This is a genomic window from Rhizobium sp. WSM409 (genome assembly GCF_057653825.1).
Window position 1 is genome coordinate 3,454,968 of the sequence record NZ_CM172794.1, and the last position, 16,104, is coordinate 3,471,071.

The following is a 16,104-nucleotide window of genomic DNA, read 5'->3' on the forward strand; positions in this document are numbered from 1 at the left end:
GCTCCTCCGAAAACGCCAAACCAATCGTTGGACTACACTTGTCTCGATCAAAAGGTGAGAACTCCGTTTCGTCGCGGCATGAGCCTTTGGACGACGATGGTCTCGATGCCGTCGGGCCTTCCGACAACCTGCCACAGCAGCAACGCGAAGGCCCAGAAGATCGCTACTGCCGCCCCGCCGCAAAGCGCCAGGCTGACGACAAGGTTGAGGCCGACAGGCATGGCGGAGAGCATCGGCTCGATCCACAGCAGGAAAGCGATCATCGGCAAGCTCGCGGCCAGAGGCCGTAAAAAGGCATACAACTGAGCGGCAAACGTCGCGCCGATCAGCTGCCGCGTAATGATGAGCGATGCGACATAGGCGACAAGCACCGCCACGATCCGCGCGCCCAACGCTCCGGCTACCTGAAAATAGACAATGCCCAGGATGGTGACCGGAACCCTGACGGCGAACTCGGCAAACATCCGGAGAGCGAGATAGCGGGTTTTGTTCAGGACCATCGCCAATGGCGGCATCATGTTCGTGGGAAGACCGAGCAGACTGACGATGCACAGCCATTGCAGAATCGGCGCGGCGGATGCCCATTTCTCGCCGACGATGATCCGCACGGCCGGCTCGGCAAGAAAAGCGAGCGTGATGAGGATGGGCGCTGCCACGAAGGTGATCGCGTTCGTCGCCTTCAGATAGGCAGCGATCAGATTACGACGGTCATCGACGGTCGAGAATGCCGCCATCAGCGGACGCAACAATGGCCCGACGAAGGTCTGGTATGGAATAGCGGCGATATTGTCGGCGACGCTGAAGGCGCCGAACGTCGACAAGCCGGTAAAGCGCGGCAAAAGCAGCCGGTCCAGTTGCCAGTTGATCGAACTCAGCACCTGCGACACGGTGTTCCAGCTGATCATATCCTGAAAGTGCTTCCACTCGGAAAGGCTGAACCTCGGTCGCATCGGCGCAAAGACATAGGAGGTGATCGCCGCGGCGGTCGGGCCTGCAACCGCGCCGATCGCCAGTCCCCAATAGCTGCCGGTCGCGACCGCCACCCCGACACCGAACAGCAGTGTCGACCCCTTGGTGATGAGATCGAGTGCAAACTCGCGTTTGAAATCGAACCGCTGCATGAAGAGAACCATGCGCGGGCTGATCACACTGCGCATGGCAGGCGCGATGGAGAGCACGGCGACAAGAGAGAAAAGCCGGGAATCGTCATAGATCAAAGCCATCGGCCAGGAGACGATTATCATCAGCGTGCTGATGGCCACGCCTCGAAGCAGGCTGAGGGTAAGGGCGGTGGCAAACATATCGTCCGAAGGCGACGGCTGACGCATCAGGGCCTGCGTCAGTGGCAGGTCCAGGATTGTCTCGACGATGACCAGAACCGAGGTCGCGATGGCGACAAGGCCGAAATCCGCTGGGCTCAAAAGCCTTGCGAGGATCAGAAGGCTGACGAAATCGAGCAGTCGCGCCAGGAATTTTCCGCTGATGGTCCAGATACTCGCCGTCGCCGTCCTCTGAGATACGCTTGACATGATCTATTTTCTATTCCTCGTCGGCGAATTGAGACGGTTTCGGCGCAGCAGCAAGACAGGCAGCTCCGTTCCTTGCCCTCAGCCCGCCCGTCTTCTGAAGACCTCGGCGGATCGGTCGCCATGGGTGGATAGTTGTTGCTCGATCAGGCTGGACAGACGGTCGCGGAACACGGCGGAAGAGAATTTCAGCGAGTGCGCGCGGATGGCATGCGGATCGATATCGTCCTCCACCTCTTCGAACGCCGCCATTGTTTCCAATAGAGCTTCCGTGGTCTGCTGCGCGAAGCGAAAACCGACATGCGGGGAGGAAACGGTTTCCCGGGCGCCGCCGGCGTCGAAAGCCAGGACCGGCCGCCCTGATGCCATGGCTTCCACCGGAAGGATGCCGAAATCCTCCGTGCCCGGAAACAACAGGGCGCGGCATCGCGACAGATGGTCGCGCAGAACGTTGAAGGGCTGATGGCCGAGAAACTCAACGGTCGGTCCGGCGATCGACTTCAGATAGGCCAGTTGTTCTCCCTCGCCGATCACGACCAGCTTCCGCCCGGCCTCGGTGCAGGCGCGAACGGCAATATCCGGCCGCTTGTAGGTGGTCAGCTGTCCCGCATAGAGATAGAATTCGCCTTTCCCCTTGCCCACCGCAAAATCGTCCGTCGCAACGGGCGGATGGATGACGATGGATTCCCGGTCGTAGAAGCGGCGGATGCGGCTTGCGACATAATCGGAATTGGCGACGAACACATCGACCCGCGAGGACGTCGTCACGTCCCAGGCGCGCAGCATGGGCGCGGTGATCGACATCAAGGCGCGACCCAACCAGGGCAGGCCATGCCGGTAAACATGGAACTGATCCCAGATGTAACGCATCGGCGAGTGGCAGTAGCAGACATGCAGCGCGTCAGCGCGCGTGATGATGCCCTTGGCGGGTCCGGATTCGCTCGACAGCACGAGATCGTAGTCTTGCAGATCGAACTGCTCGAGCGCGAAGGGCATCAGCGGCAGCATCTTGGTATAATGCCGTTGCGCGCCTGGGATCTTCTGCAAGAAGGACGTGCGGATGTTCCGCGTCTTCAGAAAATCGCTGATGCGATCGCGGTTGCAGACGAGGGTGAAGATGTCGGCCTGCGGAAACATCCGGCACAGCTCTTCGACGACCTTCTCGCCGCCGCGCATCGAAACGAGCCAATAATGCACGATGGCGACACGAAGCTGCTTGGTATCGCTCGCGCTTCCAGCCTCAGTGACACGTCTTTTCGCCATGACAGGCGCATCGCCGAGAAATGCCCTCGCGTCGGGAAGAGAGGTTGTTGCCTTAAGGGTCAACTCAATACTCCTTGTATCGCCACACCGTCTGTCAGCTGGGAAACCACATTCGTCGAAATCAGGCTGTGGTATTCGGAAAGAAGCGCGTCGCGCCATTCCTCGTGTGTCGAGGCGAGATCCGGCGACTTCAGGAAAGCCTGCTCGCTCATGGCGCGGACCTCATGGCTCGGCATTTGGCTAAATCTCGTCAACGTATCGGCAAAGGCGCTTTCGTCAGCCGTATCGCAGGCGATCGCCATGCCGGCTCTTTGCATTTCTTCGGCAAGAAAGGCGCTGCGCGACATGATGACCGGCAGACCGCTCCTGGCCGCTTCGATAGCGACGAGGCCGAATGGCTCGGGATAGCGAGACGGCATCAACAATGCACGCGCCTTGCGGATGGTCGGGCCGATCTCCGCATGCGACTGCCAGCCGACGGCCCTGACGTGATCCCCCGAAGCCGCAACCAGCGGCATCAGCGGCCCGTCCCCGATCACGCAGAGCCGAACGCCGGCTTTGCGCGTGGCGGCCACGGCGTCCTCTATGCCCTTCTCCTCGTCCAACCGCCCGATGAAGACGAACTCGTCGTTGGTCTCCGCCTCGATGCGTTTGATGGATAGGGGAGCGACGGGATTGCGGATCGTCGTCAATCGTTCGGGCCGATATCCGGCGCCGACGAGGAAGCTTGCCATCTTCTCGTGCAGCAGGATGATCCGGCCGAAATCGGCCCGATCCTTCAGCAGCCGGAGGATATTGGAGCCGCGGGCAGCCCGCCACAATTTGTGCGAATAACTTCTCTTGTCGCAGGCTGTCGCAATGCAGCTTCCGCCGAGCGGGCGTCGAAGGCAGATTTCCTGCGCCTGATAGTCGAAGAAGGCGCCGTTGGGGCAGGCCGTGAAGAAATCATGCGCGTGCACCACGCAGCGTCTGGCGACCGGCAGCAACGCCCTGAAAATTGCAGGAGACAGAATCTGGTGCCAGCCATGCACATGGTAGACGGTATTGGCAGTGTCGTTTGCGGCAATCCAGTTTGCGACCATACGGACGGCGGCGCCATTGTGAATGCCGGTCACGAAAGCCTTCGCACGTTCGGCGCTGAGCAGGTCGCGGCTGTTCAGCCCGACCATTGAGACTCCGAGGGCGACAAGCTCCGCATTGGAGGCGTCATCCCCGCAAATATAAGTCACGGGGATGTCGAGTTCCCGAAAAAGCTTGGCGGACAGCACGGCCAGCGCCGTCGCACCGCCTCTGGCGACTGAATAGTCGTCGATGATGACCACGCGATCGATCTTTGTCATGCCGGGGCCGGGAAACCGGCCGACGCTTGCGGCGGATCGCAGGACCTCTGGAAGCGACGGGCGCATCACTTCGCCGAAACTGCGCCGTTGGCACAAGCCTCCAGCGCCTTGCGGTTGAGGATGCGGATCTTACCCTGGCCCCCGTCGATGATCTTGCCTTCCCGCAGGCGCCGCAGGCATTGATTGACCTTCTCGCGGGACGCCGGCAGCGTCGCGGCCAGATCATTTTGCGAGATGATCAGTTCGTCGCCGCTGTTTGCCGCATCTTTTCCATAAACAATGGAGAGCCGCAGCAGCGTACTGGCCAGCCTCGACTGCAGGCTCGACGCCGCATTCGCAATGATCCGAAGTTCAAGCTCTGAAATACGCGCCAGCGCCCTGGAGAAGACCTTTTCACGAAAACAGGGATCGCTGGCGTACATGTCGCGCAGCAGCCGGCCTTCGAAGAAATGCAGTTCGCAGGCGGAACCGGCGCGGTATTCGAGGTTCAACGTCTGCCTGCGCAGAACCTCGAGCTCGCCGATGAGGCCGGATTTTGGAATGATCTCAACGATGAATTCCCTGCCGTCGGGCAGCATCGTGCTTGCGCTGACCACCCCCGAATGCACGCGCGCGAACGTATCGACGAGGACGCCGGCCCCGGCGATAATCTCGCCGCGCCGGAAACGCCGGACGCTCGACCGGCAGGAAAGGAATTCGTCGTCGATGACGATGCGGCTGTTCAGATGAATGCCGCTGTTAGCTGATATCGCCGCCTTGCCGATGCCGGCCCTGCGATCTGATGCGTGTGTCGCCCCATCCATGCGCGTAACTCCACTCGATAACCATAGGCAATGCTGCACTGCATCATTTATATTGCCTTAATATGAGAGTCAAATAACATCACGGAGATATGACGTAAAGATAAAGTATATATTTAACTTCAAAACAAAATATACACCATAGAAATGGATCAAAATCTCATTTAAGCCAAAAAACAGCCACGCAGTCGAAGATGCCTGCCTAATAAAATGGCTTAGTGAATAAAAAACAGCAATAATCGAAATGATGATATCAAAACTAATAAAGAATCATCAGCATATAATCACCAAGAATTAGATTAGATTGTCGTTTTAGATGAAAATAAGGCCATCAAGGTGTAATCCTAATTCTCGATTGCCCGTTAGTAGCATAAAGAATTTGTTAAGGATTATGACCTTGGTAACAGACAACCAGAGTGCGGCGCAGCAAACTTTGAACGGTTCTTAATCGGAATGTTTTGGAGACCACCGATGACATGGGAAGCACATAGTTTCGAGGCGTGGTCGCGTGTCGGACGTTCCGCGAAAGGCGGCGATCTCCATTCGTCCCGGCCTCGTGCGGCAGGCAGATCGTCGAAGCGCGCGCTAGACCTTCTCATCGCAGTCACGGCGCTGATCCTGCTTTCCCCGCTTCTGTTGATCGTCGCGATGATCGTGAAGATAAGCGACCGCGGCCCGATCTTCTATTCCCATACGCGCATCGGCGTCGGCGGAACGCCGTTCGGATGCCTCAAGTTTCGCACGATGAAGACTGATGCGGGTGCTCAGCTTGCCGAATTGCTGCAAAACAACCCGGCTGCGCGAAGCGAATGGGAAGAGACACGCAAGCTGAAGGACGATCCGAGGATCACGGCCGTCGGTGATATCCTTAGGCGGTCGAGCATCGACGAGCTTCCCCAACTGATCAATATCGTGCGTGGCGACATGAGCCTTGTCGGCCCCCGGCCGATCACGGCCGAGGAATTGCCGCGCTACGGCGAGCATATATGGGCCTACATGGCCGTCCGCCCGGGCCTGACCGGTCACTGGCAGACCAGCGGGCGCAATGATGTCAGTTACGAGTACCGGGTTTCCCTCGACGTTCACTATCTCAACAATTGGTCGCTGCGCCGGGACTTCATCATCATTGCCAAGACCATTCCCGCTCTGTTTTCCCAGCGCGGCTCGTATTGAGCATTCATGGGGAGAGCCGCCAATCAGGCCTGGAATCGGAAGACACACTACTCCCCCGTCCCTCCAAGCTGCCACTACCTGGTTACTCCGTGATCTCGCCATTTTGGATTAGGACGACATGACCTCAAGCACGATCTTCAGCGGCGTTTCTCCGATATCTCTGCCTGCCGCAGCCACCGGCGGGAATTCGCCGCTCACCTTGCGGGATATGCTCTTCTTTCTCAGAATGCGCTGGCTGTGGATTGCGGCGACGACTTTCGCTTTCCTCGTATTGGCAGGAAGTTACGTGCTGACCGCCGAACCGACGTTCGTTGCCAACACGCAACTTGTGATCTTCCCCCAGGTCAGCGGCTCCGAAGCACAGCGGGCTTTCGCGGAAGACGCGTTCATCGAGGGACAGTTGGAGATCGCCAAATCCAGCGATGTCGTCGGTGGAACGGTAACGGCTCTTGGTCTCGATACCGATCCTGACTTTGTCGATCAGACGCCTTCGCTGCAGGTCAGGGCAAAGAACTGGTTGATGGGGGTTTCTTCCGAACCGGATACGGCATCGCAGGAAGCGGCGGGCACAGGACCGCGTGACACACAACCACAACAGCAGATCGAGGACGGGCGGATCCATGACCGGGCGATCGCCACGCTGCTGAACATGATGGGAGTACGCCGGATCGGGAGTTCGACGATCATCGAGATATCGGCTGCAGCATCGACCCCGCAGAAGGCCGTCGACATCGCCGACACGCTGGCCAGGCAGTATATCCAGAAGAATATCGCGATGAAGGCCAGTGCGTCCCGGCAATACAGCGAATGGCTGACCAGATTCGTCAGCGAGCAGCAGCGCGGATTGGCCGAAGCTGCCAGTGCCCTGGCCAGCTTCACCAGCAATCCGCGCGATCAGTTCAAGCTTGCCGAACTGCAGAGCGCGACTGACGCCCGCCGCACCCTCTATGAAAATACCTTGAATCAGCTGACCGAAGCCAAGCAGCGCATCACCTACCCGGTGTCGGATGCCACGATCGTCTCTCGGGCGACCCTGCCTCTTTCGAAAGCCAGACCACGCAGCACGCTCATCATCGCCTTTGCGGCGGCGGTTGGTCTTGGCGTCGGCTTCGCACTCGCCATGATAAGGCACGCCGGCGATCGCCGGATCGTCCGGCCCAATCAGATCGCGGATGCCGGTGGGCTGCCCTTTGTCACTTTGCTGGCGACATCGAGGACCCGCAATGATTATTCTGCGCGTTTCCTCGCCGCCGGTACCAGCAGCAGCGGCACGGTAGCCGCTTATCCTGTTATTCCGGGCATGGCGGAGCTGAGCGCCACGGTCGTTGGTCTTCGGCGCAAACGCCGAGTCGTTATTGGAATCGTCGCCGTCAATCCCGGCGGCGGGGCATCGACCATCGCATGCGAACTTGCGGTGCTCTCTTCGATATCAGGAGCGCAGACGCTGCTGATCGATGCGGCCGCACAGAAATCGTCGCTCAGCAAGTCGATCGCACCCCATAGTTCCACAGGCCTCATCGACGTTCTCGACAACGGCGAACTGATCCAGACGGCGGCATTGCCCCTCACCCCGACGCTGAAATTCCTACCCCTCGGCAAAGTCGAAGCGGTGACGCCCGCCATTCGCCTCAGTTCCCGCCGCACGCAGTTGAGTTTCGCCGACCTGAAAAAGGAGTTCGACGCCATATTCGTCGACATTTCCGCATTCTCCGCTTCGCCGGATGCCAATGCCATCGCGCCGGAACTGGACGGTGTCCTCGTGGTCACCTCGCACGGGCACACCTCGATCGACGATACCATGCACGTCATTGAGACCCTGCGGAATGTCGGCGCGGAGATCCTCGGCGCGGTCATCAACCATGCACCGAAAAGAATAGAGTCATGACTTCACCTTCGGCAGCAGCAACCAGGCAGGACAGCCCGATCGGACCGGCGCCTGTTCCTTGCGGCGCTAAAGCCGTGGCAGGCCACGCGCGCCGCCCATTGCGAATGGCGGTGGGAATTGCTTCGGCAGGCCGCCCCTCGATACTCAAGGAGACCGTCGATTATCTCACCGCCCTGCCGGACCAGGCCGAGCGGCTGATCGTCTGCGTGCCCGTGATCGACGACGCCGCCGGGCTCGCCGACCGCCTTGATGTGGAAGTCATCGTCGGCAGCCGTGGCCTGACCTCTCAGCGCAACAGGATCATCCAGGCCGCCGCCGCCGATACGGATGTTCTGATCTTCCTGGATGACGACTTCATTCCCGCCGCGACCTTCCTGTCACGTATGGCAGCTGTCTTTGCGGCAAACCCTGACGTGGCGATCGCCACCGGGGAAGTTCTGGCCGATGGCATCCTCGACGGCGGCCTCAGCATGTCAAACGCCCTGCAGGTTCTTGAAACTGCGGCCGAAGAGGCCGGGCATGTGACGGAAGTCTATAACGCCTACGGATGCAACATGGCGGTTCGCCTTTCACCCATTCTCGAGCACGCGCTGGCCTTCGATGAACAGCTGCCGCTCTACGGCTGGCTCGAGGATGTCGATTTCAGCCGGTCCATCGCCCGCTACGGCAGGTCCGTACGTGTCGAAGGCGCCCGCGGAGTGCATCTCGGCGTCAGATCCGGGCGCCAGCCCGGCCGAAGACTTGGCTATTCGCAGGTTGCCAATCCTGTCTACCTGATCCGGAAGGGCACAATGTCGAAGGGCCGTGCCATCGCACAGATCGGCCGTAACATCCTGGCGAATACGCGGGGCCTATTGTTCAATGATCGCTTGATCGACCGTTGGGGACGTTTGAACGGCAATTTGCTGGCGCTGTCCGATCTACTTATCGGGCGCGCCTCTCCGTCCCGCATTCTCGAATTCGGTAGTCCCTCGCCCCGCGAGATGCCTTCACCGTCGATAGCAACGAAACGGAGATAGCTGACAATGCAGCGCACATCCTGGTCCGACCGCTTTATCTCCGCCGCCCTTGCCTTGCTGGTATTTTCCTGCGTGACCGGCTGGAGCGTCGCCCATGCCGAAAACTATACCCTCGTGCCGGAAGATCAGGTGAGACTGCGGGTCGTCGAGTGGCGATCTTCGGATTCCCGGTATGCCAGCTGGGAAGCACTCGGCGGGACATATACAGTCGATGATGCCGGCAATCTGGCTGTCCCGATCGCTGGCCAGGTGCAGGCGATCGGGAAGACGACGGAACAGGTTTCCGATGCGATCGCCACTGCGCTCGCCGAAAAGGCGGAACTGCCGGGAAAGCCATTCATCGCCGTGGAAATTGCCCAGCATGCGCCGATCTTCGTGACCGGGACCGTGCAGACCCCCGGGCGCTATGCTTTTGAGGCCGATATGACGGTCATGAAGGCCGTCAGCATCGCCGGCGGCTTCCTTCGCGACCGCGAGGAGAATACCATCTTCGAGCGCGACCGGATCCAGGCTGCCGGCGCCTATCGAACGGCCATTCTCAACCGGCGCGATCTTCTGATGCGCCAAGCGCGATTGCGCGCCGAGATCGCCGGCGAACAAAGTTTCGATATCCCTGCCGAACTCGCCGGAACACCCGATGTAGACAAGCTGAAGGCGCAGGAATTGAACCTGATGCGGCTTCGACGTGTCGATATTGAAAGCCAGATCGATGCAGCGAGCGACCTCACCCGTCTCTACGGCCAGCAGGTCCAGTCGCTCGAGGCCAAGATCAATTCGCAAAGGCGGCAGATCGAGCTCGCGCAAAAGGAACTGGATAATGTCAACAGCCTGGTGAGCAAAGGCCTGGTCAGTAATTCCCGTCAGGTCTCGGTCGACCGCGGCGTTGCGGATGCACAAGGCACCTTGATCGATCTCGAGGTCGCCTTGACCACGGCTCGCCAGGGACTCAGCGAAGCCGATCGCTCGAAGATCAATATCGTCAACCGGCAGAACAGCGAAAACCAGGAGCTGCTCAACCAGGTCAATCTCGCGATCGGCAGGGCGGCAATCGACATTCAGGTGGCTCAGCTTCTCGGCGAACAGGCTGGCTACAGCGCTCAACTCGCACAGATGAACATGGACACGCCGGGTCTTGGCAGAGCGCAGAAGAACTACAGGATCGTGCGTCGCAGCGACGATGGCACTTATCGCAATATCGAGGCGGACGAGACAACCAGCTTGCGGCCGCATGATGTCGTCGAAATCGGCATTAATACGGACCTTCAGACGCCGTCGCCTCCGCTGCAGTTGCAGTCCGCCCCGCAGCAGCAAAGCTCGACCGTCCCGCTGTCTGATGTAGCAGGCGATAATCAGGCGGCTCCCGGCTGGATATCCCAGACGAGATCGAATTAGGGGGCGGTTGTGACCATCGACGACAACTGGCGACTACCGCCTCGAGCAGCGCCCCGAAAGGCGGATGCCGGTTTTCGGCAAACCCGATGCCTCCGCCGCTCCGTCCGGATCGGGATCTGAAGCATGTCGATAGAACCGATCGGCTTCATCGTTCTGCTGCTTGGCCTGCTCAGCATGGTCAACGGCGCGCGTTTTGCGATCACGACCCTTTGCCTGTCGACGCTCTTCGGAGCGGCAGCGGCTCTGCAATTGCCCGCGCTCGGCGGCAGCAGCATCCAGCCAAGCCATCTTCTCGTGCTTTTTCTCGTCGTGGCCGCCCTGTTGCGCCCGGCTCAAACACAGGCGACGCTCGCCAGCATGGCCTATCCGGGTCCCGGCTTCTGGTTTGCCGCCTATATCCTGTTTTCCGTGGCATCATCTTTCTTTTTGCCGCGCATCTTTGCAGGCGCGACCCTCGTCTACTCCTCTGCAAGAGACGCCACGGGCATGATGTCGACGGTGGCCGCTCCCCTGTCGCCGGGTTCGTCCAATCTCAGCCAGTCCGTCTATCTGCTCGGCGACCTCGCCTGCTTTGCCGTCGTCTCGGGGCTTGCAAGGCTCGGCTATGCCCGTTTCATCGCACTGCAGTTAATCGTCGCCTCGATCGCATGTTTTACCCTGGCGTTGACTGATATCGGAACATTCCTGACCGACCAGTCCTACCTGCTCGATGTCATCAGGAATGCGAATTATACGATGCATACGGCCGAGACGATCAGTGGCTTCAAACGCATCGTCGGTCCGTTCCCTGAAGCAAGCACTTATGGCGCGGTCGCATTGGCCTATTTTTCCTTCACGCTCATGCTTTGGCTGGAGCGCGTCCAAAGCCGTATGGCCGGGCTTGCGACGCTTTTCATTGGTCCGACGATCATCCTCTGCACATCGACAACCGCCTATATCGCCGGCATTTCCGTGGTCTGCATGTTCGTTCTGTTTTGCCTGAAACGACTGATCAGCGGCCCAGCCAAGACCCCGCATGTGACTTTCCTGGTGATCACGCTGTTCTTGATTCCCTGCGGGATCGCCGCGCTAAGCCTTGTCCCCGATGCCTGGGATTCCATAGCCGGCCTGGTCAACACCACCTTGTCGGACAAGCTTCAATCGCAATCCGGCGAAGAGCGCACTGCCTGGAACACGCTGGCATTGATCGCATTCGTCGATACCGCCACCTTCGGCGCCGGGCTTGGCACGGTTCGGGCCTCGAGTTTTATCGCTGCGTTGCTCTCTAATGTCGGATTGACCGGCACTCTTCTCTTCGCCGCCTTCCTGTACAGCCTTGCGAGAGCCTCCGGCCGGCACATGTCAGGCAACCGGGAGACGCACACGATCGGAAACGCCGCTGTTATGGCATCCATCGCGCAGGTCGCCTCGGCGGCGATATCGGGGAGCGGCACGGATCTCGGCTTGCTGTTCAGCACCACGGCAGGTCTGGCGGCCGGCTGCCTGGCAACCAATACATCCCCCCGGCGCGCGACCCGATCGCTCGCAAATCGAACCCCGCTGGAGACATCGACATCTCTGATGAGAGCGCCGATGTTTTCAACACGATGACGCCCGCTTTGGAACTCCGCCACGGCGCGGGATGGCAATCTCGTCGAGCCATCGACGTGCCCGCATTGGGCCGAAGCCGGCCGGCCGCACCGCATCTTTCAAGGATCGCCTGTAAAAGCAGTCCATCGAACAAGCGCCGTCGGAGGTCAGTCGCAGAAGGCTATGCTGTAGATTTTATGCCGACATCAGCCTTGCGGGCGCTCGCTGGTGGTCGCGACGCTATCTGCAACGGAATTGTTTTCGCGCAGCTTGGCACTGCGCCGCAGAAGCCCCGACAGGAACACACCTGCCAGATAGCCGATTTCCATGATTACGAGGATAGCGATACCGGAGAGCATGGCCGCGATCACGGACGACCCGCCGGCAAAAGCCACGCCGCCGAAGCCGATTGCCACCAGGATTGCAAAAATCGCGAAAGCCCAGGCGCGGATGGACGCCCCGGCAGCGATCGAAATCACGGCTGCCCCGAGTGTGGTGATCAACATCACAATCCCCCTTCCCTCCGCATTCCGACAAGGGTTCCGGCACCACTCGCCGTACCGCGAAACAACATGTCGAAACATAGCCTTATGACAGGCAAGGCACTCTTCATGGTGAATATCTCAACAATGAAACATACAAAAGCCGCCAACAGCCAGACACCGATTCAGCACCAGCGCACTGGATACTGGCCTATATATACCGAACAGGGCCTTCATATGACAGACCCGTCGGCTCAATTCACAACTGGTCCCTCGCCTCGCAAAGACAATACCGATTCACTTGTATTGCGCACAATCGGAAAGGTGATGACATGAACAACCAGTGCGTCGTCTACGTCACGGATGTCGAGTATTCATTTCCAACCATTCTCTCGGCGCTTCAGGCTCGCAAATTCGCAAGCCCTGCGACCGACGTCTGCGTTCTGATGTCGGAACATCTCGACAATTTCGAAGAGCTGAAAGCCCTGCTCGCAAGGAGTGGGGTCATATTGACCGATGCGACCGAAGCGCTGCAGGACTCGCTCGGCAAGCTCGACAGTTCGCATTTCCAGGGACGCATCAGCGTCAGCACGATGGCCAAGCTGGTCCTTTGCGAGATACTGCCTTCCAACTATACCCAGATCATCTACCTGGATGGGGATACCCAGATCGTCAGCGATCTCGGTGCGTTCGAAAGCGCCACTGTGCCCGAGGGCAGGTTTTTCGCGGCTCGCGATTACACGGCGATCCATGACTTCCTCGACACCGGAAAGGACAGCCACTATTTCAACGCAGGCGTCCTGAAATTTCATCGAAACGGCTGGATCGGGCAGGAGGCTCTCGAGCTTTTCGCTAGAAATCCCGAGGCGTGCGAGGGCAAACATGATCAGGGTGCATTGAATTATGTCTGCGGTTCATCGCTCATCCTGGTATCCAACCGCTGGAACTTTCCCAAACAGTTCCTTCATCTGGTGAACATGCCCTCCTTGTCGATCGTCCATTATATGGCGCATCCGAAGCCATGGCATGGAACTTTCTTTCCGTGGACCGATAAGGAAAGCCAAGTATACGTAGACCTGCGCAAAGCACATCCGATTTACAACTCACTGTATCGCGGAATAACCTTCGATCGGAAGATGCTGTATAAATACCGGTCGATACGGGCGCGCATCGAGCATGCAATTGAGAAAGACGAATCCAATCCTAGGGTCCAGAGCCTGCTGGTTGGCGACTATGCCGTATGATGATGTATTGTTGGTCCGACTTGAATGTTCGCGCTCAGCTTAGCGTCGCCGGTCGAGGCGTGGATTTGCAGACGGAAGCGCAAAGTATTCATCCATTCATTCCAGGAATGGATAATCTTCAGGACAGAATATGAGTTATAGGGCTTCCGCCGCCAGTATCTCGCATTACATGAAAGCCCGTCTGCGCCGGTCGCTCAAGGCTCGGCAGGTTCGCTATGACCTGCTGCGCAGCGGGCTCAAGCAGGCGCGCCACGTCGTCATCTGCGTCATCCGTGACGAGGGACACCGGTTGGCCTTCTTCCTTCAGTATTATCGCGATCTCGGCTTCGAGCACTTCATCTGTATCGACAACGGCTCGACCGACGGCACGGTCGAGTTGCTGTCCAGCTTCGACGATGTCTCCCTTCTCTCGGCTCATGGTTCCTACAAAGCGGCGAGGTTCGGAAACGACTGGATCAACGAGGTCATCAACCGCCACTGCCGGGAGAAGTGGGTCCTGTATGTCGATGCAGACGAGTTCCTGGTCTATCCGCATTGCGATACAAGGCCGATCGATCAATTGACTTCCTACATCGATTCCATGGGCGGCCATTCCCTCCGCTCGGTCATGATCGACATGTACAGCCCGCATCCCGTTCTCGAAAACATATGCGAACCCGGTCGCAACCCGCTCGAGGTCTGCAATCTCTTCGACCGCTCCGGCTATGTGGCGCATTTCGACAAACACAACCGGACGATATGGATCAAGGGCGGCGTTCGCGGGCGCGTCTATTTCCACGACCGCCTCTGGGACGGCCCCGCGCTCAACAAGATACCACTCGTCTATGTGGCGGGTGAACGTCTGTTTCTCAAGTCATCGCACCAGGTCTGGCCGCTCTCCCTGAATTTGGGCGACATGCGCGGAGCGCTCGGCGTATCCGGCGCCCTTCTGCATTTCAAGTTCCTGTCAACCTTCGTGCACAAGGTCGCCGATGCGGCACACCGGTCCCAACATACGGAAGAATATACCGTATACTCCTCAGGCAAGGACATGTATGACTTCGTCTACGACGATACTGGCACCTACAGAAGCTGGAAGGACCTGTCCGATCGCGGGCTCATACAGGGTGAAGGCTGGAAATACTGGAGGAATGCTTCCGAGAGCGACGTCTAAGTATGCCGCGCCAAAATGCGCAGCGATTTTGGGACGACGTGCATGAAGACAAGCGCCAACCTGATCTTTCAGCCTGCTCCGCCTGTCTATCAACTCGCACTGTCATCAAACACAAAACCCGCCGGCGGCGGGTTCTGTCGAGGCTTTCTGCCATTCCGTTTTTTTGTCGCGGCGACGCCTCAGGCGAGATCCGCCCCCTCGGCATAAGCCTCCAGCGCCTTCCGATTGAGAATACGGATTTTGCCCTGTGTCCCGTCGACCACTTTGCTCTCGCGCAAGCGCCGCAGGCATTGGTTGACCTTTTCACGCGACGCCGGCAGTGTCGCGGCCAGCTCATGCTGGGAGATGATCAGCTCGTCGCCGCTATTTTGCGCATCCATTCTGTAGAGGGCAGAAAGACGCAGCAGCGTTCGGGCAAGTCTCTGCCTTAGACTCGATCCGGCATTGGAAATGATCCGCAGTTCGAGTTCGGAAACACGTGCCAGCGCCTTCGACAGGATCTTCACCTGAAATTGCGGATCGTTCGCACACAGGTCCCGCAGCAACCGACCGTCGAAGTAATGCAGTTCGCAATCCGACGAGGCCCGATATTCCAGGCTGAGAGACTGCTTGCGGAGCACCTCCAATTCGCCGATCAAGCCGCCTTTCGGAACGATTTCCACGATGAACTCTCGTCCATCGGCAAGCGGGGTGCTTGCGCTCACCATTCCGCGCTGTACGCGGGCGAACATGTCAAGGACAACGCCGGCGCCGGCAATAATCTCACCGCGGCGAAACTTTCGAACACTCGAGCGGTAAAACGGGAACTCGTGATCCAAATCCGCCCGGCCGTCGTAAACAATACCTGCAGGCCACGGCCCGCAAGTAACCGCTTCGCTTGTTCGCGCTGCGTTTCCTCTAGCTCTGTTATCTCTGGTGCTGATCGCCCCGTCCATACGCACAACTCCACGCAGACTAAACAACATATTATCTGGAGCGACATTCGTAATAGGTTAGCTTAGAAAGTCAAACAATAATAAAATAAAAACTTCGTGTTAAAACTATACATTATTATGAATAATCCTCATATTTATATATCATAAAATTCATATTGAATTCTATCGCAGACAATTCTTTGAGGCTGCATGACAATTTTTATACAATTTGTGACAATCGCCTATCCGCAGGACACATCCACTAAGTACAACAACAACACAGAATTTTAAAATAAAACTAAATAACATTTCCAAATATAGCCAAAAGCAAATGTAATATTTTT

Annotated in this window: 13 protein-coding genes; 7 read left to right on the forward strand and 6 right to left on the reverse strand. The window is 58.3% G+C overall.

Annotated elements, in window-relative coordinates; translation table 11 throughout:
- Positions 1-47: 47 nt before the first annotated feature.
- The 4 genes from AC25BC_RS17210 to AC25BC_RS17225 form a co-directional block, all read right to left on the reverse strand.
- Entirely contained in the window at positions 48-1,529 is a 1,482-nt protein-coding gene (locus AC25BC_RS17210; protein ID WP_012758760.1) for a lipopolysaccharide biosynthesis protein, read from the reverse strand.
- Between the two features lie 78 nt (positions 1,530-1,607).
- A complete protein-coding gene (locus tag AC25BC_RS17215) occupies positions 1,608-2,852 on the reverse strand; it encodes a glycosyltransferase family 4 protein (protein ID WP_017995019.1) in 1,245 nt (414 codons plus the stop codon).
- A complete protein-coding gene (locus AC25BC_RS17220) occupies positions 2,849-4,198 on the reverse strand; it encodes a glycosyltransferase family 4 protein (protein WP_017995020.1) in 1,350 nt (449 codons plus the stop codon). Before AC25BC_RS17220 ends, AC25BC_RS17215 begins: the two co-directional genes overlap by 4 nt.
- The gene (locus AC25BC_RS17225; protein ID WP_017995021.1) at positions 4,195-4,932 is read right to left on the reverse strand and encodes a Crp/Fnr family transcriptional regulator; all 738 of its coding nucleotides are present in this window, start codon (positions 4,930-4,932) and stop codon (positions 4,195-4,197) included. Before AC25BC_RS17225 ends, AC25BC_RS17220 begins: the two co-directional genes overlap by 4 nt.
- Before the next feature lie 468 nt (positions 4,933-5,400).
- On the opposite strand from AC25BC_RS17225, the gene AC25BC_RS17230 reads away from it, so the two are divergent.
- The 5 genes from AC25BC_RS17230 (at position 5,401) to AC25BC_RS17250 (ending at position 11,988) form a co-directional block, all read left to right on the forward strand.
- Positions 5,401-6,102, forward strand: a complete 702-nt coding sequence (locus tag AC25BC_RS17230) for a sugar transferase (protein WP_012758764.1) — start codon at positions 5,401-5,403, stop codon at positions 6,100-6,102.
- A 118-nt stretch (positions 6,103-6,220) separates the two neighbouring features.
- Positions 6,221-7,987: a polysaccharide biosynthesis tyrosine autokinase gene (locus AC25BC_RS17235; protein ID WP_017995023.1), complete on the forward strand. Its 1,767-nt coding sequence runs from the start codon at positions 6,221-6,223 to the stop codon at positions 7,985-7,987.
- A complete protein-coding gene (locus AC25BC_RS17240) occupies positions 7,984-9,006 on the forward strand; it encodes a glycosyltransferase family 2 protein (protein WP_050786635.1) in 1,023 nt (340 codons plus the stop codon). The genes AC25BC_RS17235 and AC25BC_RS17240 overlap by 4 nt, the downstream gene beginning before the upstream one ends.
- Positions 9,007-9,012: 6 nt before the next feature.
- The gene (locus tag AC25BC_RS17245) at positions 9,013-10,398 is read left to right on the forward strand and encodes a polysaccharide biosynthesis/export family protein (protein ID WP_012758767.1); all 1,386 of its coding nucleotides are present in this window, start codon (positions 9,013-9,015) and stop codon (positions 10,396-10,398) included.
- A gap of 123 nt (positions 10,399-10,521) precedes the next feature.
- Positions 10,522-11,988: a hypothetical protein gene (locus AC25BC_RS17250; protein WP_012758768.1), complete on the forward strand. Its 1,467-nt coding sequence runs from the start codon at positions 10,522-10,524 to the stop codon at positions 11,986-11,988.
- A gap of 185 nt (positions 11,989-12,173) precedes the next feature.
- Here the strand turns inward: AC25BC_RS17250 and AC25BC_RS17255 are convergent, their stop codons facing one another.
- Positions 12,174-12,473, reverse strand: a complete 300-nt coding sequence (locus tag AC25BC_RS17255; RefSeq protein ID WP_012758769.1) for a hypothetical protein — start codon at positions 12,471-12,473, stop codon at positions 12,174-12,176.
- 308 nt (positions 12,474-12,781) lie between these two features.
- Here AC25BC_RS17255 and AC25BC_RS17260 point away from each other — a divergent pair, with 308 nt between their 5' ends.
- Both AC25BC_RS17260 and AC25BC_RS17265 read left to right on the forward strand, forming a co-directional pair.
- Positions 12,782-13,693 carry a glycosyltransferase family 8 protein gene (locus AC25BC_RS17260; RefSeq protein ID WP_128438271.1) on the forward strand — a complete coding sequence of 304 codons (912 nt, stop codon included), beginning with the start codon at positions 12,782-12,784 and terminating at the stop codon, positions 13,691-13,693.
- A 130-nt stretch (positions 13,694-13,823) separates the two neighbouring features.
- Complete coding sequence (locus AC25BC_RS17265) at positions 13,824-14,846, forward strand: glycosyltransferase family 2 protein (protein WP_128438272.1); 1,023 nt, start codon at positions 13,824-13,826, stop codon at positions 14,844-14,846.
- A gap of 179 nt (positions 14,847-15,025) precedes the next feature.
- On the opposite strand, the gene AC25BC_RS17270 is transcribed toward AC25BC_RS17265, so the two are convergent.
- Entirely contained in the window at positions 15,026-15,781 is a 756-nt protein-coding gene (locus AC25BC_RS17270) for a Crp/Fnr family transcriptional regulator (protein WP_128438273.1), read from the reverse strand.
- Positions 15,782-16,104: the final 323 nt, after the last annotated feature.